Source organism: Actinosynnema sp. NPDC004786 (assembly GCF_053601135.1).
In genome coordinates this window covers 89147-115623 of sequence record NZ_JBSGBG010000024.1, presented here as the reverse complement: position 1 = coordinate 115623, position 26477 = coordinate 89147, and the positions used below count along the sequence as shown (strand labels likewise).

Sequence of the window (26477 nt, the reverse complement as noted above, 5' to 3'; positions counted from 1 at the left end):
CTATGGCCACCGTGGAGCTGACCGCGGAGAACTTCGACGAGGTTGTCGGCGGCTCCGAGATGGTCCTGGTCGACTTCTGGGCGGGCTGGTGCGGGCCGTGCGTCCAGTTCGCCCCGACCTACGAGAAGGCCGCGGAGAAGCACACCGACATCGTGTTCGGCAAGGTCGACACCGAGGCGCAGCAGCAGCTCGCCGCGGCGTTCGAGATCCGGTCGATCCCGACCCTCATGATCGTGCGCGACGGCGTCGTGCTCTACGCGCAGCCGGGCGCGCTGCCGCCGGCCGCGCTGGAAGACCTCATCGACCAGGCGCGCAAGGTCGACATGGACGAGGTGCGCAAGCAGGTCGCCGAGCAGAAGGGCTGACCCGCGGTCCGGGGGTCCGCACACGGCCCCCGGTCGGCAGCGCCGGTCAGCGCGGCCCTGGTCGTCGGCGCCGCCTTCAGCGCTGGTCGTCGGGGCCGATCGGCGCGGCCCCGGTCGCGCCGCTGGACCGGCCGTCAGTCCATCGCCGCCGTGTCGCGGGGCGGGGCCACCGGGTCCCGCCCCTCGGGCTGCCCGGCCTCCATCCGCCTGCCCCGCTCCAGCTCGGCGTCGAGTTCCGCGCCGAGCAGCAGGGCCAGGTTCGAGATCCACAGCCACACCAGGAAGACGATCACGCCGGCCAGCGAGCCGTAGGTCCGGTTGTAGGACCCGAAGTTCGCCACGTAGAACGCGAAGCCCAGCGACGCGGCCACCCAGACCACCACGGTCAGCAGGCCGCCGGGCGTGATCCACAGGAAGCTGGGCTGCCGCACGTTCGGCGACGCCCAGAACAGCAGGCCGATCGCCAGGCTGGCGAGCAGGAACAGCACCGGCCACTTGGCGATGTCCCAGACGGTGACGACCGTCGAGCCCAGGCCGAGCACGTCGCCCAGCCACGCGGCCACGCCGCCGGTCAGCGTGACGCCGAGCGCGGTCAGCGCGAGCAGCACCACGACGCCGATCGTCAGGCCCAGCCGCAGCGGGATGACCTTCCAGAACGGCCGGCCCTCCGCCACGTCGTAGATCGAGTTGGCCGCGCGCATGAACGCGCCCACGTACCCCGAGGCCGACCACAGCGCGGTCACCAGGCCGACGACCGCCAGCAGCCCGCTGGCCTGCGACTTCTGGAGGTTCTCGATCGCGCCGGCGATGGTGTCCTTGGCCTCGCCCGGTCCGAGCGCGTCGAGGCTGTCCACAATGGAGTTCGTGGCGTCCGGGCCGAGCATGCCCAGCAGCGCGGTGAGCAGCAGCAGGCCGGGGAACAGCGACAGCACCGCGTAGTAGGTGAGGGCCGCCGCCCAGTCGGTGAGGTTGTCGTCGCCGAACTCCTTGACGGTTCGCTTGAGAACCCCCCACCACGAGCGCTTCGGCAATTGGGTCGGTGCCTGCGGTGCGTGCGCCATGGGCGACGGGTTTCCCCCGAACACGGGGCGTACACCCGCGCGATTTCGGGTAGTCGGGTGGCGAGTGCACGAGAGGAGACGGCCATGAGTCACGTCGCCGCCACCCACGCGGCCGTCCGGGACACCGATCGAGTGACGGATCGGCCGACCGGTCGTGAACCGTCGACCGCGGAGCTGGTGAACCGGCTGTCCGAGCAGGTGACCCGGCTGGCCCGGGACGAGATGCGGTTGGCCGTGGCGGAGCTGCGCACGAAGGGCAAGCGCGTCGGCGCGGGCGCCGGGCTGCTCGGCGGCGCGGGCGTGCTGGCCTGGTTCGGGCTGATGACGGTGCTCGCCGGGGTGGTGCTGCTGCTGGCCACCGTCATGCCGGCGTGGCTCGCGGCGTTCGTCGTCGCGGCGGCCGTGTTCGTCGTGGCGGGCGTGCTGGCGCTGGTCGGCCGCAAGCAGCTCGAACGCGGCACCCCGCCCGTGCCCGAAGAGGCCATTGCTGGTGTCAAGAAGGACATCGCCACCGTGAGCGAGAGGGCACACCGATGAGCGGCAAGGACGTCCCGAAGGACCCGGACGAGCTGCGCGCCGATGTGGAGCAGACCCGGCGTGAGCTGGGCGACACCGTGGAAGCGCTGGTGCACAAGGCCGACGTTCCCGGACGGGTGAAGGACAAGGCGCACGAAGGAGTGGAACAGGTGAAGGAGACCGCGACGCGGGCCAACGCGGCGGTGGCCGCGGCGGCGGGCAAGACCACCGCGAAGGTCGGCGAGGCCGCGGACAAGGCGGGCGAGCGGGTCGGCAAGGCCGGCGCGGCGGCGGGCGCGGCCGTCGGCGAGAAGGCCACGGCGATCGGCGAGAAGGCGGGCGCGGCGGCGAGCCAGGTCGGTCAGAAGGCGACCGAGGTGGCCGGGCAGGTCGGCCAGAAGGCCGGCGAGGTGGCCGAGCAGGTGAGCGCCAAGGCGGGCGCCGTCGCCGAGCAGGTCACGGTCAAGGCCGGCGTGGTGGCCGAGCAGGTCGGCACGAAGGCCGCCCAGGCGGTCGAGCAGCTGCCGCCGCCCGTGCAGCAGAAGGTGGAGCAGGGCGTCCAGCAGGCCCGCAAGCACCCGGCGGCGGTCGCGGCCGGTGTCGTGGCGGCGGTGCTGGTGCTGTGGAAGCTCCTGCGGAGGGGCCGGTGAACGTGAACAAGCTCCTCTACCGCCCGCTCGGCATGCTGTTCGGCGTGCTCGGCGGTCTGGCCGCCAGCGCGTTGTTCGGGCAGGTGTGGAAGCTGATGACCGGCACCAAGGACGCGCCCACCCCGACCCAGAAGGACCGCAGCTGGGGCGAGGTGCTGCTGGCGGCGTCCATCCAGGGTGCGATCTTCGGCGTGGTGAAGGCGGCGATCGACCGGGGCGGCGCGGCGGGCTACGACAAGCTCACCGGCGAGTGGCCCGGCGACACGAACAAGTACCGCTGACCAGGTCCCCGGGGTCGGGATGGCCCGAACCGCCCGGCCCCGGTCTTCCCGTTCCCGGACCCCGGTGCCCTGCCCGTGCGGCGGGGTGCCGGGGTCCGGTGGTTCGGCGGTCCGGTGGTTCGGCGGTCCGGTGGTTCGGCGGTTCGGCGGTTCGGCGGTTCGGTGGTTCCGGGTGGTCGCGTCCCGGGTGGTCGTGTCCTAGGAGGGCGGCTCGTCCTCCTGCCCGCGCCGTTCGCCCTCGTCGAGGAACTGCTCCGCGTCCACGTCGAGGTCGGGCGGCTCCGGCGTGCCCGGCGAGTGCGGCGGGTCGGGGTTGATGTGCTGGTCCGGGTCGTTCGGATCGCCTTCGAGCGGGTGTTCGGTCATGCGCTCGAAGTACCCGCCACCCCGCCCGCCTGAACCGGCCCGCCGTCCGGGGTCAGAACCGGGGCGTGCGCTTCTCCAGGAACGCCGCCACGCCCTCCGCGTACTCCGCGCTGTGCACGGCTTCGTCGTAGAGCGCGCGCACGGCGTCGTCCTCGTCGTGCTGCCCGTCGGTGATGCGGTTGACGATGTGCTTCGCGCCGCGCACGCTGACCTGCGCGCGGGACGCGATGGTCTCCGAGAGCTGCTTGACCCGGGCCTCCAGCGCGTCCGCCGGGTGCACCTCGTTGACCAGGCCGATGCGCAGCGCGGTGGCGGCGTCGATGATCTCCCCGGTGAACAGGATCTGCTTGGCCCACGCCGGGCCGACCGCGTCGACCAGCTGCTTGGTGGACGTGAAGTTGTAGACGATGCCGAGCTTGGCCGGCGTGATGCCGAACCGGGCGTCCGCCGCCGCCACCCGCAGGTCGCAGGCCAGCGCGATCTCGCAGCCGCCGCCGATGCAGAAGCCGGTGATCGCGGCGATGGTGGGCTTGCCGAGCGTGGCGATGGCGCGTTCGCCGTTGTGCACGGCCTCGCTGTACCGGGCCGCGCCGTCCGCGCCCTTGCGGAGCGTGGAGAACTCGCTGATGTCCGCGCCCGCCGAGAAGTGCTCGCCACCCCGGACGACCAGGACGCGCACGTCGTCGTCGCGCCGGACCTCGGCCAGCAGGCCGGGCAGGGCCGACCACATGTCGTAGCTCATGGCGTTGCGCTTGGCCGGGCGGTCGATGGTCAACGTCGCCACCGGGCCTGCGGTGTCGAGCCTCAGCGTCATCACCGGAGCCTAGAGCCTCCCGTGGGTCGAACCTCCAGCACCCGCGTGTCCTACGTCCAGAACGCGAGTGTCCTACGTTCGCGTCGCGTGTGTCCTACGTTCAGAACACCCGAATTCAACACTCAGAACAGGGCCGAGCGTCCTGAGCGTTGAATTCGGGGTGCCTGAGCGTACGACTCACGCGTTCTGCACGTACGACTCACGCGTTCTGAACGTAGGACACGCGCGTTCTGGACGTAGGACACGCGCGTTCTGGAGGTAGGACACGCGCGTTCTGGAGGTAGGACACGCGGGTGGGGTGGGTTAGCGGTAGGGGTTGCGGAGGTAGGTCAGGTTGAAGTCGCCGCGGTTGGCGAAGTAGACGGAGACGACGTAGGCCGGGTCGGTGGCGAGCAGGCCCCGCGGCACGTCGCTGCCGTCGTTGGCGTCGTCCCACCCCCACGAACTGTTCGCGGCGTTGTCCTTGCCGTTGTCACCCCGGAACGTGCCCCAGCCCGCGAACGTCGCGGAGCTGTTGCGCTGCGCCCACAAGCCGCCGGGCGCGAACGTGTCCACCAGCCGGTACCCCACCGAACGGTCGTTCCCGCCCGACGGCGCCTCCCCCGTCGCGCTCGGCACGTACACCACGCCGTCGCCGCCGGGGAACTCCGCCCCGTTCCACGCGTACAGCCCGTGCCCCTTGGCCTCCTGCCGCGTCGTCGGCCGGGTGCCCTGCAACCGCAGCACCCCGTCCACGCTCTCCCGGCCCGACGTGTACGTGCTCCCGGCCGGCACGTACGAGTAGAAGTCGCTGTGCGCCACCGTGATCACGGCCTCCAGCCGGCCGAACGCCGAACCGTCCTTCCGCACGGTCGCCAGCAACCCCTCCATGTCGTTCTCGTGGGTGAACTGCCCGAACGGGTCGGCGAAGTCCTCCCAGTCACGCGGGTGGTAGAAGCTGTAGACGATGAACCAGTGCGTGGACGTCTCCACCACGGAGTAGTACGCCGCACCGGTGAGCCGCGCGAGCGAGTCGTCCTGCGACTCCCAGTTGTTCGCCGTGTTCCACTCACCGTCGAAATCCACAGTGGACAGGTAATCCGCGTCGTAGTCGGACGAGTCGGTGTCCTGGTAGTGCACCGGCGCCCAGTGGAACGCCAGCTCGGCGTCGGTCGCCGCGTGGGCCGGGGTTGCCACGAACGCCGACAGGGACGCCGCCGCGACCAGCGCCGCGGCGAGCTTGCGGGCAGGGAACATGCTCCACCTCCGTCAGGGTTGCCCGTCGGAGCCAACGGGCCGCGCCGAACCCTGGGGTGAAGCGGTGGTCAACACAAGGGGTGGATCGGGCGAAAACCCGCTCGAACGCGGGGGAAGGCTTCGGGGAACCGCAGGGCGGACCGGGGAAGTCGAAGTGCCCCGGTCCGCCCCACGGCGCGCCTCAAGCGTGCTCCGGCGGGCTGACCTGGGACTCCGGGATCGCCGAGTCCTCGGTGCCCCACTTCGCCAGGATCCGCTGGTAGGCGCCGTCCTCGATGAGGTCGTTCACCGCGGCCTGGAGCGCCGGCGCGAGCGGTGAGCCCTTGGGCAGTGCGAAGCCGACGTCCAGGCGCTTGAACTCGCCCAGGAACTTCAGGTTGGGCTGGTTCGCCGCCGCGTGCCGCAACCCGTTGATCGTGCTCATCACGACGTCGATGTGCCGCTGTTGCAACCCCAGGTAGGTCGAGGCGTTCTCGGAGAAGCTCAGCACCTCGTAGTCCGGCTTGCCGGCCTCGGCGCAGACGTGCTTCTCCCGCTCCAACGTCGCCTCGAACGTCGTGCCCGCGCCCGTGCCGACCTTCAGCCCGCACAACGCCACCAGGCCGTCCACCCGCGTGAGGCGGTCGTCGTCCGCGCGGACCGCGAACCCCTGGCCGTCGTTGATGTAGGTGACGAAGTCGATCGTCTTCTTCCGCGCCTCGGTCACGCCGAAGTTGCCGGTGCCGACGTCGTACTTCCCGGCCGCCAACGACGGCAGGATCGTCTCGAAGCTCGCCACCTCGCGCTCGATGCGGATCCCCAGCGTCCGCGCGACCGCCTCGGACACGTCGATGTCCAGCCCCAGCACCGTCTTGTTGTCCTCGGCGTAGTACGACGACGGCGGCTGCCCGCCCACCGACGACCCGAACCGCACCACGCCCGCCTCGCGCACGGAGGCCGGCAGCAGCGCGGCGATCGACTCGTCCTTCGTCACCGCGGACAGCACGTCCTCGGTCGGCTTCACGCCCGACGGGGGCGGGTCCACGGCGTCCGCGGGCAGGGAACACCCCGAGACCACGAGCGCGAGCACGGCGGTGAGCATCAACAGGCAACGTGCGCGCATGGGCTATCCCAGGTCCTTCTCGAACGGCAGGTAGGGGATGGTGAGCGGGTCGGCGCTCAGGTCGAACAGCGGCGCGTACCCGGTCGCCAGGTACAGCGCCCGCGCCTCCGGCTGCCGCGGGCCGGTGGTCAGGTAGAGCCGCGAGTAGCCGAGGTCCACGGCGTCGCGCTCCAGCTCGGCCAGCACGCGCCGGGCCAGGCCGCGCCGCCGGTGCCGCGAGTCCGTCCAGATCCGCTTCAGCTCGGCGGTGCGGTCGTCGTGGCGCATGAACGCCCCGCCCGCCACCGCCACGTCACCCTCGAACAGCAGCACCAGGGTGCCGTGCGGCGGCGCGAAGACGTCCGGGTCGTACCGCGTCAGCTCCGCACGGGCCCCGTCGCCGTAACGGGTGACGTACTCGTGCGTCAGCTCCTCCTTCAGCGGCGCGGTGGCCGGGTCCTCCCAGCGGACCCGGCGGGCGACGAGGGTCTCCGGTGCGGTCACGCGGTCAGCCGTCCACCGCGATCTCGCGCGGCTGCGGCACGGCCGCCGCGCGTTCCCGGTCGCGCTTGGCGACCTCCTCGCGCACGATCGGGATCACGTGCCGGCCGAAGTCGATCGTGTCGTTGACCATGTCGTAGCCGCGCGCCGACAGGATGTCCACGCCCAGGTCGTAGTAGTCCAGCAACGCCTGCGCCACGGTCTCGGGCGTGCCGACGAGCGCGTTGGAGTTGCCCGCGCCGCCGGTCGCGGCGGCGGTCGGCGTCCACAGGGCGCGGTCGAAGCGCTCGCCGCGCTCGGCGATCTCCAGCAGCCGCTGCGAGCCGGTGTTCTCCGGGTTCTTCAGCGAGTGCCTGCGGGTCAACGGGTTCACGCCGCCGGTGCGCGACTTGATCGCGTCCACCGTCCGGTACGCCTTCTCCCAGGCCAGTTCCTCGGTCGCGCCGAGGATCGGGCGGAACGCCACCTGGATGCGCGGCACGTCCGTCCGGCCCGCCTCGCGCGCGGCCTGCTTCACGGACTCGATCTGCGCGGCCGTGTCCGCGAGGGGTTCTCCCCACAGGCAGAAAATGTCTGCCTCCGCACCACCTGCTTTGTACGCGGCGGGCGACGAGCCGCCGAACGACACCCGCGGCCGGGGCTGCTGCACCGGGAAAACGTCGCTGACGAAATCGGCGAACCGGTAGTGCGTGCCCTCGTGGTCGAAAGGTTCCCTCGCAGTCCAGACCTTTTTAACGATGCGGATGTATTCCTCGGTGCGCGAGTAACGTTCGTCCTTGGTGAGGTAGTCGCCCTCGCGCTGCTGCTCGTGGTCGGTGCCGCCGGTGATGAAGTGCACCGTCAACCGGCCGTCGCTGATGTGGTCCAGCGTGGCGAAGGTCTTCGCGGCGAACGTGGGGTAGGACACGTTCGGCCGGTGCGCCAGGAGGATCTGGATGCGGTCCAGCTTCGTGGCCACGTAGGCGGCGGCCTGCGCGGGCTCGGGCGAGCCGGAGCCGTAGGCGAACAGGATCCGGTCCCAGCCGTGGTCCTCGTGCGCGCGGGCCAGCCGCAGCGTGTACTCCTTGTCGAACGACAGGCCGCTGCGCGGGTGCGTCTCGGAACCGTCGTTGGTGCCGCCGATCCCCAGGAACTCAACAGGCACGTCAGTACCTTCCGTCGGGTAGGGAAGAAGACGTCGACGCGCACACGACGTTGAGGGAGACGCGCGGGGTCGACGGTGAAGCGGGAACGCGGGCGTTCAGCCTCGACAGGAGGCCGACCACACCCGACCGAAGTCGATGTGGCCGCGGATGACCAGCCGCGTGGATTCCACGTTCCCAGTGGAGCAGCGGCGCAAGTCGCCGTCAACGGCGGTTCGACCGCCGTCCAAATACCGGAATGCCTTGACGGGCCTCGGCGACGCGCGCCTACGATCACCGGCGCGGCGTTGAGGGACGCGGCCGATTTGTCGTGATCCCTCCTGCTCTGGAGCAGCCGATGAGCGCGTCCACCGTCTCCTCGCCGCCGCGGTCCGCCGGGACCGCCCGCATCGTCCCGCTGCGCCGGCCCTGGCGCTGGACCTCCGCCGCGCTGGTGCTCGCCGCGGTCGGCGTCGTGCTGTGGTCCGCGGCGACCAACGAGAAGTTCCAGTGGGACGTGGTCGTCCGCTACTTCGCCACCGACGCGGTGCTGCGCGGGCTGTGGCTGACGTTGTGGCTGACCGCGGTGACCGTCGGGCTCGGCTTCCTCCTCGGCGGCGTGCTGGCGGTGATGCGGTTGTCCGGCAACCCGGTGCTGGTCGGGGTGAGCTGGGGCTACGTCTGGCTGTTCCGCTCGGTGCCGCTGCTGGTGCAACTGCTGTTCTGGTTCAACTTCGGCGCGCTGTACCCGGCGCTGTCGGGCTCCGCCCCGGTGATCGGCCCGATGACGTCGGTGATCCTCGGCCTGGTGCTGCACGAGGCGGCCTACGCCGCGGAGATCGTGCGCGGCGGCATCCTGTCGGTGGACGCCGGGCAAAGCGAGGCGGCGGCCGCGCTGGGCCTGGGGCGCGCCCGGGTGCTGCGCCGGATCGTGCTGCCGCAGGCGATGCGGTCGATCGTGCCGGCGGCGGGCAACATGCTCATCGGCACGTTGAAGGGCACGTCGATCGTGAGCGTGCTGGCCGTGCAGGACCTGCTGTACTCGGTCCAGCTCATCTACAACCGCAACTACCTGATCATCCCGTTGCTGCTGGTCGCCACCGTCTGGTACGTCATCGTCACGAGCCTGCTGAGCATCGGCCAGCACTACGTCGAGCGCTACTACGGGCGTGGCGCGCGATGAGCGTCGTCGTGCTGGTGGGCGCGGGGCCGCGCACGTCGGGCATCCTGGAACGCCTCGGCGCGAACGCGCCCGAGCTGTTCGACGGGCCGGTGGAGGTACACCTGGTCGACCCGTTCGCGGCGGGCGCGGGACGGGTGTGGCGGCACGAGCAGTCGCCGCTGCTGCGGATGAACTCGATGGCCGAGGACGTCACGATGTTCACCGACGCGTCGGTGACGTGCGACGGCCCGATCCGGCCCGGTCCGTCGTTGGCGGAGTGGGCGCGGTCGTGCCTGTCGTCGGTGCCGCTGGAGCCGTCCGTGCGGGCCGAGCTGGAGGCGATGGAGCCGACGTCGTTCCCGAGCAGGCGGGTGCAGAGCGCGTACCTGAAGTGGTTCCACCAGGTCGCGGTGTCGTCGCTGCCGGAGGGCAGTTCCGTGACCTCGCACGCGACCAAGGTCGTGCGGATCACCGGGTCGGCGCAGGTGCGGCAGCGGGTGTGGCTCGCCGACCGGGCCGAGCCGCTGGTGGCCGACGTGGTGGTGCTCGTGCTGGGGCACCTGGACACCGTCGTGGAGCCCGAGCACCGGCGGCTGGCCGAGTACGCCGACGCGCACGGCCTCACGTACCTGCCGCCGGACTACACCGCGGACACGGACCTGTCCGCGGTGCCCGCGGGCGCGGACGTCGTGGTGCGCGGCCTGGGGCTGGCGTTCGTGGACCTCGCCGTGCTGCTGGGCGAGGGTCGCGGCGGGCGGTTCACCCGGGAGGATGGGACGCTGCGGTACGTGCCGTCCGGGCGTGAGCCGCGCCTGCACGTCGGCTCGCGCCGCGGCACGCTCTACCACTCCAAGACCGGTTACCGGCTCCAGGACGCGCCACCGGAGCCGCCGCGGTTCTTCGTCGCCTCGGAGCTGCTGGCGCGTCCGGGCGAGATCGACTTCCGGCGCGACGCGTGGCCGCTGATGGCCAAGGACATCGCGTACGGGCACTACCGCGAGCTGTTCACCGCGCACCCGTCGCGCGTGCTGGCGTCGTGGGAGGAGTTCTCCGCGAGGTTCGCCGAGCTGGACTGGTACGGCGGCGGGATGCGGGCGTTGGAACGGGAGACCGTGCCCGCGGTCGAGGACCGCATCGACTTCGAGCGGTTGGACCGGCCCATCGACGGCCTGGAGTTCTCCTCGGCCGAGGAGTTCCAGGAGTTCCTGCGGGCCCACGTCGAGGCGGACGTGGCGCGGCGCTCCGATTCGGCGTACAGCGCGGATTTGGGGGCGTTCCTGGCGCTGTTGGGCGTGTACGGGCAGTTCGCGGTGCTGTCCGCGTCCGGGAGGTTGCGCGGCGAGGACGGCTGGTGGCACGGCTTCTTCAGCTCGATCGCGAGCGGGCCGCCGCCGGACCGGCTGGAGGAGCTGCTGGCGCTGTCGCGCGCGGGGGTCGTGCGGTTCCTGGGCGCCGACACGTGGGTCCGCGCGGAGGACGGGGTGTTCCTCGCGGGGAGCGCGAGCGTGCCGTCGCACGTGGTGCGCGCGACGGGCCTGATCGAGGCGCGCCTGCCGGTCCACACGCTGCCGCACACCGCCGACCCGCTGCTGCGGTCGATGGCGGCGGCCGGTGACGTGGCCGATGTGGACGGTCTGGTGCTGGTGGACCCGGCGGACAGCCGGGTCGTGGACGCCACGGGCACGCCGCACGCCCGGCGGTTCGCGGTGGGGCCCTACACGACGCGGAAGGCGTACGCGGCGTTCGCCCGGCCCGGCACGAACGCGCCGAACTTCCGGCAGAGCGACGAGGTGGCGCGGGCGATCCTGCGCTTCCTCGCCGCCGAGGCCGACGGTGCGGGCGAGTCGGTGGCCTGAGCTAGCGGGCGGTGAACCAGCCCGCCTCGGCCAGCTGCGCGCCCAGGGCCGCGACCAGCCCGTCCCGGTCGTCCCGACCGCCGTCGCCGGACAGCAGCGACTCCGTGACGAACAGGCCCCGGCCGGGCACGGCCGCGCCCAGCTCCGCGAGCAGCGGCTTCAGGTGCAGCTCCACGGCCAACGCGTGCTTCTCGGCGGCGGCCACGAGCAGCGGCACGGCGGTCCGGCCGCGCAGCCAGTTCCCGGGAGCCTGGTCGAGGATCGCCTTGAGCAGCCCGGTGTACGTCGCCTTGTACGTCGGTGACGCCACCACGAGCACGTCGGCCGCGGCCAAGGCGTCCAACGCCTCCCGCACCGCCGTGGAGCCCGGCGCGAACACCGAGGGCGCGAGGTCCGCGGCGTCCACGACGGGCCCGTCCGGCGTGACTTCGAGGCCCTGCGCGGCCAAGGCGTGCCGGACCGCGTCACGCAGGGCCAGTGCCGCGGTCGCCGTGCGGGAGCCCGGACGGGGGTTGCCGACGAGGGCGCCGACGACGAGTGGCTGGTTCATGCGCCGAAGCATGCAGGTGTCGCCGCCGGCCCTCAAGGTCGTCCACCGTGCGGGATTCAGCTCGTCTTGGGCAGGCCGGGCGGGTTGATCTCGCTCTTCTCCACGGCCTCGTCGCCCAGGCCCCAGCGGTCGAGCACCTCGGCGTACTGGCCGTTGGCGATGAGGTGGTCGATCGCCTCGGCGATCGGCTCCACCAGGCCGCTGCCCTTCTTGGTGGTCGCGGCGATCTTGCCCACGGTCGCGCCGCCGCCGGAGAACGTGCCGATCACCTCGGTCTTGCCGGACGTCGCCACGTGGTAGGCGGAGGTGGGGTTCGGGCCGAGGTAGGCGTCGATCCGGCCGGACTCCAGCGCGAGGTAGTAGTCGGCGGCGTTCTGGAAGTACTTGATGTCGGTGGCGGGCAGGCCCTTGGCCTCGTTGGACCTGCTCCAGTCCACCAGGATCTTCTCCTGGTTCGTGCCGGAGCCGACCGCGATGACCTTGCCGGCGACGTCCTCGGGCTTGGTCACCCGCCAGCTGCCGCCCTTCTTCGCCTCGAACGCCAGCGTGTCCAGCCGGTAGGTGGCGAAGTCGTACTTCTCCTTGCGCTCCTCGGTGACCGTGATGTTGGACAGGCCCACCGGGAACGTGCCGCTGTCCAGGTTGATGAACAGGTTCTCCCACGACGTGGTCTCCAGCTGGGCCTCCAGCCCCAGCACGCCCGCGATCAGCACCGCCAGGTCGGTCTCGACGCCGATCGGCGTCTTGTCGTCGGTGGCGTAGAAGCGCAGCGGCGGCGCGGTGGTGATCGACCCGCCCACGACGAGCTTGCCGGTGCGGCGGAACTCCTCCGGCACCTTGGCGGCGATCGAGTCGACCTTGGCGGCGGTGAGGCGTTGCTGGTCCGGGCCCAGGTTCACGGTCTTGCCGGCGGCGACCACCTGGTCCTCGGTCGTCCCGCCCTCGGTCCCGCAGGCGACCAGCGAGACGGCGGAGGCGAGCACGACGGTGGCCGCGGCGGCGATCTTCAGGAAGGACAACGGTTCTCCCGGTTGTTCTCGGCGGGTTCTTCAGAGCACTTTGGACAGGAACGCGCGGGTGCGCGGGTGTTGCGGGTCGTCGAGCACCCGGCCGGGCGGTCCCTGTTCGACCACGACGCCCGCGTCCAGGAAGACCACGGTGTCGGCGACGTCGCGGGCGAACCCGATCTCGTGCGTGACGATGATCATCGTGGTGCCGCTGCGGGCCAGGTCCCGGATCACGTCCAGCACCTCGCCGACCAGCTCCGGGTCCAGCGCGGAGGTCGGCTCGTCGAACAGCAGCACCTTCGGTTCCAGCGCCAGGGCGCGGGCGATCGCGACGCGTTGCTGCTGCCCGCCGGACAGGTGCCGCGGGTAGGCGGACTCCTTGTCCGACAGGCCGACGCGCTCCAGCAGCGCACGGGCCTGCGCGCGGGCCTCGGCCGGGGTCTTGCGGCGCGTGGCGACCGGGGCCTCCACGATGTTCTCCAGCACCGTGAGGTGCGGGAAGAGGTTGAAGTTCTGGAACACGAACCCGACGTGCGCGCGTTGCCGCAGCACCTCGCGCTCGCGCAGCTCGTACAGCTTGTCGCCGCGGCGGCGGTAGCCGATCAGGTCGCCGTCTATGCCGACCAGGCCGCGGTCGGTCTTCTCCAGGTGGTTGATCGTGCGCAGCAGCGTCGACTTGCCCGACCCGGACGGCCCCAGCACGACCACCACCTCGCCCGCGCCGACCTGGAGGTCCACGCCGCGCAGCACCTCGTTGTCGCCGAAGCTCTTGTGCACGCCCCGGACGTCCACCATCACCTGGCCCACTTCCAGCCCTCCTCGTTGCGGGTCGCGCCCTTGGCGTAGTGCTTCTCGACGTAGTGCTGCACGATCGACAGCAGGGTGGTCAGCGCGACGTACCACGCGGTGGCGACCATGAGCAGCGCGACCACCCGCGCGTTGCGGCCGTAGATCACCTGGACCTGGTAGAACAGCTCGCCGATGGCGACCACGGACACCACGGACGTGCCCTTGAAGAGGCTGATCACCTCGTTGGTCGCGTTCGGCAGGATCGAGCGCATGGCCTGGGGCAGCACGATCCGGCGCAGCTGCCGCGACCGGGGCAGGCCGAGCGCGGCGGCGGCTTCGAGCTGGCCGTGGTCGACCGAGATGACCCCGGAGCGCACGATCTCCGCCGCGTAGGCCGCCTGGTGCAGCGCGAGACCGAGCACGGCCGCGCCCATCGGGCTGATCAGGTCCTGGGTGCGGAAGCCGAAGAACGTCGGGCCGAACGGGATGCCGAAGTGCAGCTCGTCGTAGAGGTAGGAGATGTTGAACCAGAACAGCAGTTGCACGATCAAGGGGATCGAGCGGAACGCCCAGACGTAGGTCCAGCTGACGGTTTCGAGGAACCGGCTGCGGGACAGCCTCATCAGGGCGAGCACGATGCCGAGGGCGAAGCCGAGCACGGTGCCGTAGAGGGTCAGTTCGAGGGTCACCACGACCGCGTCGAGGATGGACCGCGCGGTGACGAAGCGGGCGAACGTGGCCCAGTCCCAGCCGGGGTTGGTGACCAGGCCGTGGACGAACTGGGACAACAGGACCAGCACGACCACGACCCCCACCCACCGCCACGGGTGGCGGGCGGCGACCACCTTGGGCGCCGGTGAGTCGAGGGCACGCGGGCGCGGTCGCGCGGACACGCTCATGGCGAGGTCCTTCCGGGTGGGGAGAAGCGCTGCGTCGAGGGACGGCGGCGGAAAGGTAGCCACTTCGCCGGCGCACGAACAAGGGTGCCCACGTGCTGAACCACTGTGGTGAGGTGGTTGACAAACGGGTCATGTCACCTGAAACGAGCAATGTCCGGTCCACTGAGGAATGTCGTAGTCCGACGGATTTCGCCTTGGCACGTCAGGGATCGCGCCTCTCGACGCGGTGCCGGCACCGGTGCCGGTTCCGGCAGGTAGGCCGCGGTGCCGATCGACCGGTGGGGCGGTCGGGCGGTGGGGGTCGGGCGGTCGGGCGGTGGGTGCGGCGGGCCGGTGTCGGACAGCCGGGCCGGGGCGGGATCCGCCGCAAGCGGGCGGAGCCGGGTCGGACGCCGGGCACGGATGCCGCCGGACCAAGCGACGGGCACGGACACGGCCGGGCCAAGGAGCGGCAGGGAGGCGGCCGGGCCGAAGAGCGAGCAGGGACGCGGCCGGATCGGGCGGCGGACGGGGCACGGCCGGGTTGGGCGGCTGGGCCGGGTGGTGGACAGGGGCGTGGCCGCCGGGTGGTGAGGCAGGAGGCGGGGCGGGTGTCAGGGGGTGGGGAACATCCGGGCCATGCCCGGTGGCGGGGTGAAGGGTCGCCAGCGGTTGGGGCGTTGGGCCAGGCGGTCGGCGATGAGCCACAGGACGGTGGCGTTGTAGCCGTAGCCCAGGTGGCTCGAGTTGACCGCCACGTTCTCCTGGCGGGTGGCGGGTGTGCTGATGCAGGTCTGCCAGGCCACGATGCCGTCCGACTTCGAGTAGACCGACGTCGACGGGACCGGGAACGGGGGGCGCGTGCGTTCCGGTGGGGGCAGCTCCGCGCCGGCGACGTAGAACCTGGCCAGCAGTTGGTAGACCGGGTTGACCCTCGTCTGGCGCAGGTCCGTCATGGCGTACGGGCTGCCCAGGGTGATCACCTGGCGCACCATGCCGGGGTGCTCGCGGGCCAGTTCGCGGGCGAAGATGCCGCCCAGCGACCAGCCGACGATGCTGACCTTGGCCCCCACGGCGAGTTCCCGAAGCAGCTCGCGCATGCCGCGCACGACCCCGACCGACGGCCCGATGTTCAGGCCGAGGCCCCAGCCGTGGACGTCGTAACCCAGGCCCGCCAGGAACTTCCGCAGCGGCGCGGTCATCGCATCGGTCGTCCCGAGGCCCGGCAGCACGAGCACGGTGTGCCCGTCGCCGCTCGGAGCGGCCCGCAGCAGGGAACGGGACGCCGCGAACTGGCCGATGCCGACAGCGGTCCGGGTCGGTTCGGTGAGGTACCAGAGCAGGCCCGGAGCCGGATCCCGCTCGGACACCGGTTCGGTCATCGGCTCGGGCACCCGCTCGATCACCGGCTCGGACACACGCTCGGATGACCGCACGGACACGTGCTCCGATGTCCGCTCGGACGCGCGCGGTTCGCGCACGCCAGGCCCGTTCGACGGTTCGCGCAGATCAGGGTGGTCAGGTGGGATGTGCGGCAGTGTTGACATGGCCCCTCCCCCGCTCCGCGTCGAGCGCAACCCCAGGTGACCATGATGTTTCGTGGCGGTTGATTACGCCAGTACGGATCAGTCTCGATTCCCGCAGCCCCGTGGACGTACCTCCTTCCCCACCCCGGACCGGCCCGGCGTCGGGGAACGGTCGCGTGCGGTCGTGGATTGTCGGATGGCGCAGGCGGGCACCACCGCGTCACCTCATTTCGGTCGCGCGCCGAGACGGTCGGCCGCGATCGCCCCGGCCAGCTCGGCCGCCTCCGCCGCCGCCTCGCTGAGCTTGGTCAAGGCCCGCGGATCGATGTACAGCTCCACGTCCTGACCGATCTTGAACACCACTGCGCCTCCTCCCGGTTCCACCTCGTAGTTGATCCACACGTCGTTCGGCACCTGCGCCCACAGGTGGACTTGAGCCCGCGCCATCCCTGCCTCCGATCTCGTGCCCTGTTATGATCGTGCCGAGGTGTGCTGATATCAGCAACTGGAACAACCCGATCGGGTGATGAATCATGGCGATGTCGCCTTCTGTGGCAGGCTGGGAGCTGGGCCTCCGGCTGCGGGAACGCCGCGAACTCATGGGCGTCACGGCGGCGTCGGCCGGGCACGCAATCGGCACCGGCCAGTCGTACGTCTCCGGCGTCGAGACCGGCAAGCTCAAGATCAACGCCGCCAAGCTCGCCGAACTCGCCGCCGTTCTCGAGTTCGACGCCGCCGAGGTCGAAGAACTCCAGCAACTCCGCGAGGCCGCCGCCCAACGCGCCTGGTGGCACCCCTACTCCGCCATGTTCAGCGCGGACGTCCTGCGGTACTTCGGGTTCGAGCACGGTGCCGAGAGCATCCGCGCCTACAACGCCGGGCTGATCAGCGGATTGCTGCAAACCAGGGCGTACGCGCTCGCGGTCATGCACGGCGGCGGGCCGAGCATCCGGCTCGCCGAGGCCGGCCGACGGGTCGAGGTGCGCCTGAAGCGGCAGGAACGCCTGGACGACGCCGAGGACCCGCTCCGCCTGACCGCGCTGATCGGCGAGTCCGCGCTGAGGCAGCAGGTCGGCGGCAGGGAGGTGATGGTCGAGCAGCTGCGACACCTGGAGACCAGGATCGAGCGGTTGCCGGACACGCTCGACGTGCGGGTCATCCCGTTCTCCGCCGACTACTACAACGCCCTCGGCGGTTCGAACTTCTACCTCTTCGGGTTCGCCAGCAGCCGACTGCCCGAACTGGTCTGGCAGGAGACGATCACGTCCACGGATCTGATCGATCAACCGATGCGGATGCGCGAGTACAGTCTGGCCCACGACCAGGCTCTAAGCTTCGCCCTCGGCCGGAGCGAATCGCTCGGCCTGATCGAAGAGATCCGCAGGGAGCTTGAGTGAGGGACGGCATCGACCGCAGTGGCTGGTTCAAGTCGAGTCGCAGCGCGGACAACCCGTCCTGCGTGGAGGTGCGGTTCGTGCCCGACGCGATCGACGTCCGCGACTCCAAGAACCCCACCGGGCCGGTGCTGACCTTCCCGCGCTCCGCGTGGGCGAAGTTCCTCAACCGCTGAGCCGCCGGATCTCGGTCACGACGTGCCGCACGTGGTCGGGCACCCGCGCCTTCAGCTCGTCGCTCCACCGCTCCTCGTCGTACCGAAACCCCAGGTACAGCCGTTTCGCGTGCTCCAGCACCGCCCGGTGCCGGGGCGGCAGCCGGGACGCGGCCCAGTCGGCCGCCGCGGCCTTCGACCGGATCTCCCCGGTCGCGACGGTGACCCAGATCCGGGCCAGGGTCAGCACGACGTTGCGGGTGTCGTGCTCCACGTCCGCCAGCAGCGCGGGGATCGCCGCCGTGCTCGCGCGCACGACGTCGGCCCGCGGCACGGGGTCCAGCACCCGCGCGGGCGGCGGGCCGGCCAACGGGTGGTCACCGGCCAGGACCGCCGTGACCAGCAGCGCCAAATCCGGCATCGGTGCGGGCTCGGGCACCGCGCCCGCCTCGAACTCCCCGCGCAACCACTCGCCGTACAGGAAGTCCCCGGTCGGCGGGTACCGCCACGGGCGGACCTCCGGGTGGGCCACGACGGTCAGCTCGACCGGGCGGTCGCCGGGCGTGTCCAGCAGCCCGCGCACCAGTGCCCGGCGCTCCCCCGGCTCCAGCGACCGCCGGGCGACGACGAGCACGTCCACGTCGCTGGCCGGCCTGAGCCGGTCGAGCACCGCCGACCCGTGCAGGTACGCGCCGACGACCTCGCCGCCCAGCACGTCGCCGACCAGCTCCACGACCTCCTGTGCCTGCCGCACGCTCAGCGCTCGTCCAACCAACCCTTGATCCGCCCGGCGACCAGCTCCGGCACCTCCAACTGCGGCACGTGCCCGACGCCCTCCAGCACCTCGAAGCGCCACGACGGGTTGCGCCGCGCGGCCTCGCGGGCCGACGCCAACGGCACCAGGCGGTCCTTCTCCCCCGCCATCAGGTACACCGGCACGGCGACCCGGCTCATGGCCGTGTAGTAGCGCCGGCTCGTCGCCCCCGTCCACACCACCGACCGGGCCGCCGCCAGGAACGCCTCGTCCAGCCCGGGGATCTCGGCGCGCTGCTCCAGCAACGACATCGACGCCAGGACCATCTCCTCCGGCACGGACTTCGCGTTCGCGCACACCAGGTTGAGCACCCGCCTGACCTGCCGGCGCGTCGACACCCCGGCCCGCGACTTCGCCAGGAACCACCGCCCCAGCCCCGGCACGGTGTACATCGCGAACGCCGCCGCCACCTGCGGGTCCAGCCGGACGCCGAACGGCAGCGGCACGGCCGGGTCGAGCAGGGCCAGCGCGGTCACCGACGCGGGGCGGCGGGCCGCGTGCAGGATGGAGATCATCCCGCCCATCGAGTTGCCGACGAGCACCACGGGCTCGCCCACGACCTCGGCCAGGAACCGCTCCAGCAGGCGCGCGTTGGCGGGCACCGTCGTGGACCGGCCCTCGGGGTGGGTGAGCCCGAACCCGGCCAGGTCGACGGCGAGCACGCGGTGCCGGTCGACCAGGTGCGGCGCGAGGAGGCACCAGTTGAGGTGCGACCCGCCCAGGCCGTGCACGAGGACCATCGGCGGGCCGTCGCCGCCGAAGTCGACGTAGTGCACCGGCGCGCCGTCGAGGTGGACGGTCCGGCTCGTGCCGCCCCAGTGGTCGAGTGTGGTCATACCGGTCAGTATGTCCCGGACGGGTGGCCGTACAGACCGGGCCCCTTGATCACCACGTGCGCGAGGAACGCCGCCGAGGCCGCGTAGGACGCCTCGACCAGCTCGGCGGTGTGGCCGAAGTCGAGCGGGGTCACCGGTCGCACGGGAGGTCCCGGCAGGTAGACCACCGGCACGTCGGCGGAGGCCAGTTCGGCTTCCGGCACGGCCTGGTTGCGGGTGCTCAGCGTGGCCCAGAACAACAGCGCCTCGGCCAACGTCGCCGGCACGGCCGGCAGGTGCCCGGGGAACGCGCAGTCCAGCACGACCAGCGACTTCGCCCCCATGGCCAACGCCTGGCGGATGGGCACGTTCGCCAGCACGCCGCCGTCGTAGAGCACCCGGCCCTCCCGCCGGACGGCCGGGTAGACGCCGGGGATGGCGCTGCTGGCCAGCACCGCCGACACCAGGTCGCCCGAGGTGAGCGCGACGGCGGAGCCGGTCACGGTGTCGACCGCCACCGCGCCGAACGGCAGGGTCAGCTCGGCGAAGTCCCGGTCGCCACCGAGGCCGAGCCGGAGCACCTGCGCCGGCCCGGTGTTGGCGAACAGGTGGGTCTTGTGCTGCCGCAACGTCCTGGCCTGCGCGAACAGGCCGCCGGGGAACACGCGGGCGCGCGTCATGTGCCGCCAGATGGCGTCGAGCCGTTCGAACGCGCCCGCCGGGTCGAGCGCGAGCAGGGAGCCGTTGACCGAGCCGACGGACGTGCCGACGACGAGGTCCGGCCGCACGCCGCGCTCGGCCAGCGCGCGGAGCATGCCGACCTGGCCCGCGCCCAGGCTGCCCCCACCGCCGAGCACGAACCCGACCGGTCCGGGTAGGTCCACGGTCGGATCGTGCCACCACGACCGGGTGGCGGCACGAGGTCGCCTAGAGTGGTGAACGTGATCGTGTGGATCAACGGCGCGTTCGGCGCGGGCAAGACGACGCTGGCCGGGGAGCTGCGCGGTCGCCTCCCGGACGCCCTGTCGTTCGACCCGGAGCACGTCGGCTTCCTGCTCCGCGTGACCGCGCCGCCGCCGGGGACGGGCGACTTCCAGGACCTGCGGTTGTGGCGCAAGCTCACCGCGGAGATGGCCATCGGCCTGCACCACGACTACGGGCGGCACGTCATCACGCCCATGACGCTGGTGGAGCCGGCCTACCGGGAGGAGATCTTCACGCTCCTCGCCGCCGCGGACGTCCCGCTGCTGCACGTGTTCCTGGACGTGCCGGCCGACGAGCTGCGCCGCCGGATCGACGCCCAGGTCCTCGACCCGCACGACGCGGAGGCCGACGCGCGGGCCCGCGCGTTCCGGCTGCGCAACGTGGACCGCTGCGTCGCCGCCCGCGACGACCTGCCCGCCGGCACGCTCGTGCTGCGCGGCGACCGGCACGACCCCGCCCAGCTCGCCGACCGGGTCCTCGCGGCGCTCCGGAGGGCCGAAGAAGCCGCGGCGGTCAGAACAGGGGCGTGAAGACGCACTCGAACCCGGCCTTGATCCCCGGCCGGTGGGTGGCGGCCATCCAGAACTCGCCGGGCCGGACCACGCCGCCCATGTAGGAGTTGAGGTCGGCGCTGGAGTCGGCCTGGCCGATGCTCGTGGTGGGCGGGCTCTGCGGGCCGACCAGCAACCGCATCCGGGCCGTACGCCCGCCGACGAAGAACACGGCCACGTAGCCGAACGTCCTGGCGCGGTAGACGGTGTCCAGCGCGGCCTGGAAGCGCGGCTCGCCGACACCCGCCCCGGCCGCCCGGCCCTCCAGCGACCGCAACGCACCGTCCGCCCGTTCCGCCAACTCGTGCAGCCGCGCGTACCGCTCCTGGTCCTCGGACAACGCGCCCAGCAGCGTGCCGAGCCGTTCGACGCGGCCTTCCAGCTCCAGCACCCTGGCGTACAGCGCTTCGTCCCTCGATCCGAACACGTCCGCTCACCCCTTCCGGCGAACAGACGTTAAGGGCCGGGTGGTGCCCTACCGGTCCCAACTTCGCGGCGGTGGCGCCCACGTGGTGGTGAAGGCCGCCCACACCAGCGGCGAGCACGTCGGGTCGCCCGTCTCCTCCCAGCGGGTGGCGAGGGCGCGTTGCCAGTCGTTGAGCGCGGTCACCGGGTCGGGCGCGCGGTGGGCGGCGTCGACGGACAGGACGGTCGGCCCGAGGACGGGCGTCGGCGGGAAGCCGGGGACCAGCCGGCGCAGCCCCTCGTCGGTCGGCAGGGTCCAGCGCGTCGCCGTCACGTGCTCCGCGCCGCCGTGCACCATGGCCGTCACCAGGCCGGACGGTTCGGCGAAGCGCACGTCGCCGCCGCTCTCGCACGCCACCAGGGCGACCCGGGCGGGTATCCGCCACGGGCGCACGGGGCCGGGGCGGTGGCCCAGCACGAGGTCGGCGGCGGTCAGGGGGCGGTGCGCGCCGAGCGGTGCGGCCCGGCCCGCGGTGTCGGCGGCGCAGGACAGGTGCAGCCGCGCGTCCAGGCCGTGGTCGCCGGTGGTCACGTGGCCGACGTAGAGGAAGCGCGAGGCGCCGGCGAGGGCCCGTTCGAGGTGGTCGCGGTCCACGTCGTCGCGGCGGACGCCGCCGAGCGCGGCCAGTTCGGGGGTCGGGTCGCCGAGCACCGAGCCGAGGCCGGAGTCGTCGGCGAACCCCGGCACCACCGGGTCCAGCACGCCGACGACCGTCCCCTGTGGATCGAACGGGCTCACCCGGCGGGTCGGGGCGTTGGCCACGGTGGCGGGCGGCAGCACGGAGATCGTCAGGTCGTGCACCGCCCGTCCGCCCTCGTCCACGCGCAGCGCCTCCCACGGGACGAAGGCGGTCGACGGTGAGGGCTGGACCCGCAGGTGCGGCCGGACCCCCTGCGCCAGGTACGCGTTCAGCTCGACCGCGAGGCGGTGCGGCACCAGCGCCCGCGCCATCCTGGTGGCCAGGTCCCGCTCGCGGTCGTGGTCCACGAGCGGGCCGTGCGCCAGCGAGCGGCGCAGGGCCTGGTCGGCGGTCTCGCCCGGCAGCGGCGACGGCACCGCTTCGGCCCACTCCCGCAACGTGCCCTCCACGAGGTCGCGCGGCACGGCGATCACCCGCGGGTCGGCCGGCTCGTGCTCCCACCGCCACGACACGTACAGGTCGCCCGCGTCCACCAGCTTGAGCTGCACGGTCACCACGACGACACCGCCCGTTCCGACCGCACGCCCAGCCCGTACCGCCGCTCGGCCAGGTCGATCCAGGCGTCCAGCGCGGTGGGCGTGGCCGGGTCGGGCCGGACCCTCGGCGGCAGCTCGAAGCCCGCGTCCGGGAAGGCCGGGTCGGCTCCGGTGGCGAACCCGGCCGCGGCGTGCGGCAGGTGCGCGGCGGCGGGCGGCGGGGCGGGCAGCCGGACCAGCTCGCCGCGTTCCACCTCGACGACCCCCTCGGCCCGCAGGGACACCGCGCCCGCGAGGTGGTCCACGTACTCGGCGGCCAACGACGCGTCACCCACCGCCCGGATCGCCAGGAACGCCGACCGGGTGGCCGGTGCGGCGGCCAGCGCCACCCACCGCTCGCGCAGCGGCCCGTGCGGGAACCGCTGCCGCACGGCCTCCGCGGCCAGCGCGGCGGGCAGCGCCAGGTCCAGCGCCCGGCGGCCGATCCGTTCGCGTTCGGCGCCGGTCGCGGCCGCGGCCCGGCGCACCAGGGCGTCCGCGCGCCACCACGCCATGCCCAACGCGACGTGCCACAGCCCGGCGGCCTCGCACGACGTCGCGGCCTCGGCGTAGCAGGACTCGGCCTCGGCGTACCGCCCCGCCGCCTCGAACGCCGACCCCCGCACCTGGTGCAACGCCACGGACTCCAGCGTGGAGGCCGCGGGGAACAGCGCGAGCGCCCGGTCCGACAGCGCCAGGGCCTCGTCCGGCCGGCCGCGCAGGACGGCGACCGCCGCGCGGCCGTGCAGGCACACCGCCCGGCGGCGCGGGTCGTCGGCGAGGAGCGCGTCCGCCTCCCCGTACAGCGCGTCGGCCCGGTCGACGTCCGAGGACAGGTACGCCAGGCGCGCGGCGCTGAGCAGGGCGGTGGCCTCGCCCGCGACGTCACCGGTGGCGGCGCTCAGGTCACGGGCCAGGGCCAGGTGCTCGGCCGCGCCGGGCAGGTCGCCGGTCGCGCTCGTGATCTCGGCCAGCGTGAGGTGGACGGACGCGGCCAGTTCGGGTGCGCCCGCGTACGCGAGGTCCAACGCGCGACCCGCCTCCTCGGCGGCTTCCGCGAACCAGCCGCCGGTCGCGAGCACGCGGGCCCGGACGGCGCGGACGGTCGCCTCGCTCCCGTCGACCGACAGGTCCAGGGCCTCCGCCAGGTCGGCCAACGCCTCGGGCAGCCTGGTCCGCGCGTGGTGGGCGGCGGCCCGGGACACCAGGGCGTTGAGCAGCACGGAGGCCGAGCCGTAGGCGTCGCCGACGACCGCCGACGCGGCCCGTGCCGCCTCGATCGCCTCGGTGCTCCAGCGCGCCGCGTCCTCCGGATCGTCGGCGACCCCGGCGAGGTTGCCCGCGACGCCGGCCCGGCACACCACGGCTTCGACGTCGTCCGGTCCGGTCGACGTCGTCCCGACCTCGCGGTAGGCGGCTTCGAAGGCCGCCCTCGCGCCGGCCCGGTCGCCCGAGGCCAGCAGCACGCCGCCTTCGGTGTTCAGCTCCACGAACCGGTGCCACCGGTGCCCGAGCGGTTGCCGACCGGGGTTGTCGGACAGCACCCGGTACTCGGCCGCGCGCCGCTCGTCCCCCGCCTCGTCGGCCAGGAGCGCCAGGTTGGCGTAGAGGCCCGCCAGGTGCTCCGGCGCGTGCCGGGCGGCCAGCCCGACCGCTTCTACCGCGTCCGCCTCCGCTTCGGCGAGCCGGCCCGCCATCATCAGCAGGCCGACGCGGGTGCTGCGGAGCCCGACCTGGTGCTCGGGCTCGGTGTCCGCCAGCGCCGCCTCGACGTCCCGCCACGCCTCGTCCCACCGGCCCAGCCAGGGCAGCAGGTCGGCACGCGCCGCGACGGCCGTCAACCGGACCTCCCCCTCGCCGGTCTCGACCGCCTCGGTCAGCAGGTCCGCGGCGCGCTGCCGGTCGCCGGCCAGGTCGACCACGTGCGCCAGGTTCAGCAGGACCTGCGCGCGGTGCGGCGCCGGCGCGGTGAGCGCGGCTTCGAGCGCCGCGCGCGCCCCGTCGAGGTCGCCGGCGGCGGCCAGGTGGACGGCCCGGTCGTTCAGCTCGGCCCAGTCGGTCACCGGGCGGTCCGCTCGGTGAGGGTCGCGGTCGGCGAGCCGATCCGGGACCGGGCGTGGGCGACGATCGCCGCGCGACGGGCCGGGGCGTCCGGGTCGGGTGCGGCGGGCGCGGCGAAGTCCGGCGCGTGGACCGTCAGCACGCGCCGGTCCGGGGGCAGCAGGAGCACGGCCGCCGACACGGGCGCGGCCCCGGTGATCCGACCCGCCGCGTCGACCCCGTCCAGGGCCACCTCGACGTCGCCGAACCGCGCCGCGAGCCGCGCGCCCGGCGACGGTCCCGGCACGACGGAGACCTCCAGCACCGTGCGCCCCTGCCTGCGCACGACGGCCCACCGGGCGGGGGCGACCGCGTCGACCGCGCCGTGCGGCACCAGCGCCCAGTCCACATCGGACTCGCCGGACAGCGCCGTGATCCCGGTCGTGCCGCCTCCTCCCCCGGCGGCGAGGGCGAACGCGCGCCTGCTCGGCGCCTCGGCGGGCCGCGGCCGCACGCCGTAGTCCTCGGCGAGCGCGGCGACCCGCTCGGCCAGCGCGTCCAGCTCCGGGTCGGACGTCGGCACGTCGAGCGGCACGACCGACGCCAGCGCCCGGGTCACCGCGTCCGGGTCGTCCAGCAGGTGCTCCACAGTGGACAGCGCGACCGCGAGTTCCGCGTGCAGCACGGCGGGGTCCAGGGCGGGCACGCCGGCGGTCACCGACGCGGGCCACCACGCCTCCGCCCACGTGAGCCGGGCCGCGCGGCGGCAGGCGTCGCGGACCCGCCAGTCGCCGGCGGCGGGCACGTCCACCTCCTCCGCACCGCCGAGGACGGCGTCGGCCGCGTCGCCGTAGACCTCCCACAGCCACTCGGACGCGCGCTCCGGGTCGTGCACGCGGGCCGCGGGCACCGGGTCGTCGGCCAGGACGTCCCACGCGAGCACCGCGCCCGCGCCTTCGAGCAGGGCCACGACCTCGGGCGACGTCGGCCAGTCGCCGACCGCGAGGTCGGCCCCGCGGGTCACCCTCATGCCACCGCCTCCCGTTCGAGCGCCGAGCGCAGCCGGTCCCGCTGGTCCAGGATCACCGACCGCAGGACGCCGTCCAGCACGTCCCACACCTGGTCGGGCGTCACGGTGTCGTGGCGCAGCTCGCGGCCGTGCAGCCGCACCCACAGCCGCCGCAGGTACGCCTCGCGCACCCCGTGCACGTCCGCGCGGACCTCCGGCGGCGCGGACGACGGCACCCGCAGCACCCGGTGCACGTACGCCTCCCGCTCCCAGCGTGACCGCAGCCTGGCCGCGGCGGAACCGGGCTCGGCCGTCGGCGGGCCGGCGAGGTCGGCGGACGCGTCCCGGCCCAGCGCGACCACGAGCCGGCTCTCCTCCTCGGCGAGCTGCCACGGACCGGCGGACCGGGCGATCTCCCGCCGCACCAACGTCGGCACGTCCGCCAGGCCGGCCCGTTGGAACGCGTTGGTGAGCGGCGGGAACAGGCGCTCCACGATCGACCGGTCGAACGGACGGGGCAGGTTGGCCTTCGACGCGGCACGGCCCAGTTCCGGCCGCACGGGCACGTCCCGCGAGGTGAGGCCGTGCGCCAGCGCCACACCGGGCCGGTCGAGGTCGGCCGCGGCGGCGGCGCCGGCCCGGCTCGCGACCAGCGCGTCGAACAGGCCGTGGTCGGGCGCGACGGCGCAGGTGGCCAGGAAGGGCGCCGTGGCCGGCGGAGCCTGGACCACCGGTTCGCGGGCGGCCCACGCCGCGTCCAGCAGGGCGGTCAGCTCGGCCGCGCGGCCCGGATCGGCCACGAAGTCGCGCAGCGCGGCCACGGTCGGCCCGTCCCGCCCGTGCACCTCCTCCAGCACCGCCGCCGCGACCTCGGCCGCGTCCGGGCCCGGCTCGCCGTGCCCGGTCGCCAGCTCGAAGCAGCGCTGGAAGTACAGGTCCTGCGGGTTGCCCTCGGTGATCCACCGCCGGCGGCGTTCCTTCTTCAGCACCACGAACCAGCTCGCGGTCGCGGCCAGCGCCGGGCCGGCGTCGGCGATCCGGGACAGCAGGGCGTCCGCGTGCTCGGCCGCGATCGCGCCCGCGGCGAACTCCGGGTTCTGCACGGGCCGCAGCACCAGCGGGTCGAGGATCAGCTTCACCGTCCGGGTGAGCGGTCGGCCCGCCGGGTTGCCCAGCGGCGCGACCGCGTCGCCCAGGCCGGCCCAGGCGCGGGCCACCAGCGCACCGCGCGGGATCGTGGCCGTCACGGCTCGGGCGGTGCTCACCCGGCCGAG

Annotated in this window: 30 protein-coding genes; 9 read left to right on the top strand and 21 right to left on the bottom strand. The window is 73.1% G+C overall.

Annotated features, from left to right (window positions below):
* Positions 1–2 precede the first annotated feature (2 nt).
* Complete coding sequence (gene trxA / locus ACWEFJ_RS22480; RefSeq protein WP_378087947.1) at positions 3–365, top strand: thioredoxin; 363 nt, start codon at positions 3–5, stop codon at positions 363–365.
* A 134-nt stretch (positions 366–499) separates the two neighbouring features.
* Here the strand turns inward: trxA and ACWEFJ_RS22475 are convergent, their stop codons facing one another.
* Entirely contained in the window at positions 500–1426 is a 927-nt protein-coding gene (locus ACWEFJ_RS22475; protein ID WP_378087949.1) for a YihY/virulence factor BrkB family protein, read from the bottom strand.
* Positions 1427–1510: 84 nt separating this feature from the next.
* Here ACWEFJ_RS22475 and ACWEFJ_RS22470 point away from each other — a divergent pair, with 84 nt between their 5' ends.
* Genes ACWEFJ_RS22470 through ACWEFJ_RS22460 form a run of 3 tightly spaced genes read left to right on the top strand, consistent with a single transcriptional unit; the run spans position 1511 to position 2873 of the window.
* Complete coding sequence (locus ACWEFJ_RS22470; RefSeq protein WP_378087951.1) at positions 1511–1963, top strand: phage holin family protein; 453 nt, start codon at positions 1511–1513, stop codon at positions 1961–1963.
* Positions 1960–2592 (top strand): DUF3618 domain-containing protein, encoded by a 633-nt coding sequence (locus tag ACWEFJ_RS22465; protein ID WP_449714917.1) that lies wholly within the window; start codon positions 1960–1962, stop codon positions 2590–2592. The genes ACWEFJ_RS22470 and ACWEFJ_RS22465 overlap by 4 nt, the downstream gene beginning before the upstream one ends.
* Positions 2589–2873 (top strand): DUF4235 domain-containing protein, encoded by a 285-nt coding sequence (locus ACWEFJ_RS22460; protein ID WP_378087955.1) that lies wholly within the window; start codon positions 2589–2591, stop codon positions 2871–2873. The genes ACWEFJ_RS22465 and ACWEFJ_RS22460 overlap by 4 nt, the downstream gene beginning before the upstream one ends.
* A 198-nt stretch (positions 2874–3071) precedes the next feature.
* Here ACWEFJ_RS22460 and ACWEFJ_RS22455 read toward each other — a convergent pair whose 3' ends face one another.
* From ACWEFJ_RS22455 to ACWEFJ_RS22430, 6 genes are all read right to left on the bottom strand, one after another.
* Positions 3072–3239, bottom strand: a complete 168-nt coding sequence (locus tag ACWEFJ_RS22455; protein ID WP_378087957.1) for a hypothetical protein — start codon at positions 3237–3239, stop codon at positions 3072–3074.
* A 52-nt stretch (positions 3240–3291) separates the two neighbouring features.
* Positions 3292–4053, bottom strand: coding sequence for an enoyl-CoA hydratase/isomerase family protein (locus tag ACWEFJ_RS22450; protein WP_449714916.1), 762 nt, complete (start codon positions 4051–4053; stop codon positions 3292–3294).
* Between the two features lie 303 nt (positions 4054–4356).
* Positions 4357–5289 carry a hypothetical protein gene (locus tag ACWEFJ_RS22445; protein WP_378087961.1) on the bottom strand — a complete coding sequence of 311 codons (933 nt, stop codon included), beginning with the start codon at positions 5287–5289 and terminating at the stop codon, positions 4357–4359.
* Positions 5290–5470: 181 nt separating this feature from the next.
* Entirely contained in the window at positions 5471–6391 is a 921-nt protein-coding gene (locus ACWEFJ_RS22440; RefSeq protein ID WP_449714915.1) for an ABC transporter substrate-binding protein, read from the bottom strand.
* A gap of 3 nt (positions 6392–6394) precedes the next feature.
* Positions 6395–6874, bottom strand: coding sequence for a GNAT family N-acetyltransferase (locus ACWEFJ_RS22435; protein WP_449714914.1), 480 nt, complete (start codon positions 6872–6874; stop codon positions 6395–6397).
* 4 nt (positions 6875–6878) lie between these two features.
* Entirely contained in the window at positions 6879–8015 is a 1137-nt protein-coding gene (locus tag ACWEFJ_RS22430) for an LLM class flavin-dependent oxidoreductase (protein ID WP_449714913.1), read from the bottom strand.
* A gap of 335 nt (positions 8016–8350) precedes the next feature.
* On the opposite strand from ACWEFJ_RS22430, the gene ACWEFJ_RS22425 reads away from it, so the two are divergent.
* Both ACWEFJ_RS22425 and ACWEFJ_RS22420 read left to right on the top strand, forming a co-directional pair.
* A complete protein-coding gene (locus ACWEFJ_RS22425; protein WP_378087969.1) occupies positions 8351–9175 on the top strand; it encodes an amino acid ABC transporter permease in 825 nt (274 codons plus the stop codon).
* A complete protein-coding gene (locus ACWEFJ_RS22420) occupies positions 9172–11010 on the top strand; it encodes an FAD/NAD(P)-binding protein (RefSeq protein ID WP_449714912.1) in 1839 nt (612 codons plus the stop codon). The genes ACWEFJ_RS22425 and ACWEFJ_RS22420 overlap by 4 nt, the downstream gene beginning before the upstream one ends.
* A gap of 1 nt (position 11011) precedes the next feature.
* On the opposite strand, the gene ACWEFJ_RS22415 is transcribed toward ACWEFJ_RS22420, so the two are convergent.
* The 6 genes from ACWEFJ_RS22415 to ACWEFJ_RS22390 all read right to left on the bottom strand — a co-directional run bounded on the left by ACWEFJ_RS22415 (position 11012) and on the right by ACWEFJ_RS22390 (position 16123).
* Complete coding sequence (locus tag ACWEFJ_RS22415; protein WP_378087973.1) at positions 11012–11560, bottom strand: NADPH-dependent FMN reductase; 549 nt, start codon at positions 11558–11560, stop codon at positions 11012–11014.
* 56 nt (positions 11561–11616) lie between these two features.
* Positions 11617–12579, bottom strand: a complete 963-nt coding sequence (locus ACWEFJ_RS22410) for an ABC transporter substrate-binding protein (protein WP_378087974.1) — start codon at positions 12577–12579, stop codon at positions 11617–11619.
* Between the two features lie 30 nt (positions 12580–12609).
* Complete coding sequence (locus ACWEFJ_RS22405) at positions 12610–13362, bottom strand: amino acid ABC transporter ATP-binding protein (RefSeq protein ID WP_449714928.1); 753 nt, start codon at positions 13360–13362, stop codon at positions 12610–12612.
* Entirely contained in the window at positions 13362–14255 is an 894-nt protein-coding gene (locus ACWEFJ_RS22400; RefSeq protein WP_449714911.1) for an amino acid ABC transporter permease, read from the bottom strand. Before ACWEFJ_RS22400 ends, ACWEFJ_RS22405 begins: the two co-directional genes overlap by 1 nt.
* Before the next feature lie 593 nt (positions 14256–14848).
* Positions 14849–15652 (bottom strand): lipase family alpha/beta hydrolase, encoded by an 804-nt coding sequence (locus ACWEFJ_RS22395; protein ID WP_449714910.1) that lies wholly within the window; start codon positions 15650–15652, stop codon positions 14849–14851.
* Between the two features lie 333 nt (positions 15653–15985).
* The gene (locus ACWEFJ_RS22390) at positions 15986–16123 is read right to left on the bottom strand and encodes a hypothetical protein (RefSeq protein WP_449714909.1); all 138 of its coding nucleotides are present in this window, start codon (positions 16121–16123) and stop codon (positions 15986–15988) included.
* Positions 16124–16299: 176 nt separating this feature from the next.
* On the opposite strand from ACWEFJ_RS22390, the gene ACWEFJ_RS22385 reads away from it, so the two are divergent.
* On the top strand, positions 16300–17157 hold the full coding sequence (locus ACWEFJ_RS22385) for a helix-turn-helix domain-containing protein (RefSeq protein WP_449714908.1): 858 nt from the start codon (positions 16300–16302) through the stop codon (positions 17155–17157).
* Complete coding sequence (locus ACWEFJ_RS22380) at positions 17154–17330, top strand: DUF397 domain-containing protein (protein ID WP_449714907.1); 177 nt, start codon at positions 17154–17156, stop codon at positions 17328–17330. Before ACWEFJ_RS22385 ends, ACWEFJ_RS22380 begins: the two co-directional genes overlap by 4 nt.
* Here ACWEFJ_RS22380 and ACWEFJ_RS22375 read toward each other — a convergent pair.
* The 3 genes from ACWEFJ_RS22375 to ACWEFJ_RS22365 are packed head-to-tail and all read right to left on the bottom strand — an operon-like array spanning position 17320 to position 19822.
* The gene (locus ACWEFJ_RS22375; protein WP_449714906.1) at positions 17320–18063 is read right to left on the bottom strand and encodes an aminoglycoside adenylyltransferase family protein; all 744 of its coding nucleotides are present in this window, start codon (positions 18061–18063) and stop codon (positions 17320–17322) included. The genes ACWEFJ_RS22380 and ACWEFJ_RS22375 overlap by 11 nt on opposite strands.
* 2 nt (positions 18064–18065) lie before the next feature.
* A complete protein-coding gene (locus ACWEFJ_RS22370; RefSeq protein ID WP_449714905.1) occupies positions 18066–18959 on the bottom strand; it encodes an alpha/beta fold hydrolase in 894 nt (297 codons plus the stop codon).
* A 5-nt stretch (positions 18960–18964) separates the two neighbouring features.
* A complete protein-coding gene (locus ACWEFJ_RS22365; RefSeq protein WP_449714904.1) occupies positions 18965–19822 on the bottom strand; it encodes a patatin-like phospholipase family protein in 858 nt (285 codons plus the stop codon).
* Between the two features lie 57 nt (positions 19823–19879).
* Between ACWEFJ_RS22365 and ACWEFJ_RS22360 the strand changes: the two genes are divergently transcribed.
* Positions 19880–20452, top strand: a complete 573-nt coding sequence (locus ACWEFJ_RS22360) for an AAA family ATPase (protein WP_378087991.1) — start codon at positions 19880–19882, stop codon at positions 20450–20452.
* On the opposite strand, the gene ACWEFJ_RS22355 is transcribed toward ACWEFJ_RS22360, so the two are convergent.
* The 5 genes from ACWEFJ_RS22355 to ACWEFJ_RS22335 are packed head-to-tail and all read right to left on the bottom strand — an operon-like array spanning position 20436 to position 26468.
* Complete coding sequence (locus ACWEFJ_RS22355) at positions 20436–20900, bottom strand: hypothetical protein (protein ID WP_378087993.1); 465 nt, start codon at positions 20898–20900, stop codon at positions 20436–20438. The genes ACWEFJ_RS22360 and ACWEFJ_RS22355 overlap by 17 nt on opposite strands.
* Before the next feature lie 48 nt (positions 20901–20948).
* Entirely contained in the window at positions 20949–22136 is a 1188-nt protein-coding gene (locus ACWEFJ_RS22350) for a CHAT domain-containing protein (protein WP_449714903.1), read from the bottom strand.
* Positions 22130–24217 carry a hypothetical protein gene (locus tag ACWEFJ_RS22345; RefSeq protein ID WP_449714902.1) on the bottom strand — a complete coding sequence of 696 codons (2088 nt, stop codon included), beginning with the start codon at positions 24215–24217 and terminating at the stop codon, positions 22130–22132. The genes ACWEFJ_RS22350 and ACWEFJ_RS22345 overlap by 7 nt, the downstream gene beginning before the upstream one ends.
* On the bottom strand, positions 24214–25224 hold the full coding sequence (locus tag ACWEFJ_RS22340; protein ID WP_449714901.1) for a hypothetical protein: 1011 nt from the start codon (positions 25222–25224) through the stop codon (positions 24214–24216). Before ACWEFJ_RS22340 ends, ACWEFJ_RS22345 begins: the two co-directional genes overlap by 4 nt.
* Entirely contained in the window at positions 25221–26468 is a 1248-nt protein-coding gene (locus ACWEFJ_RS22335; RefSeq protein WP_449714900.1) for a hypothetical protein, read from the bottom strand. Before ACWEFJ_RS22335 ends, ACWEFJ_RS22340 begins: the two co-directional genes overlap by 4 nt.
* Between the last annotated feature and the right edge of the window lie 9 nt (positions 26469–26477).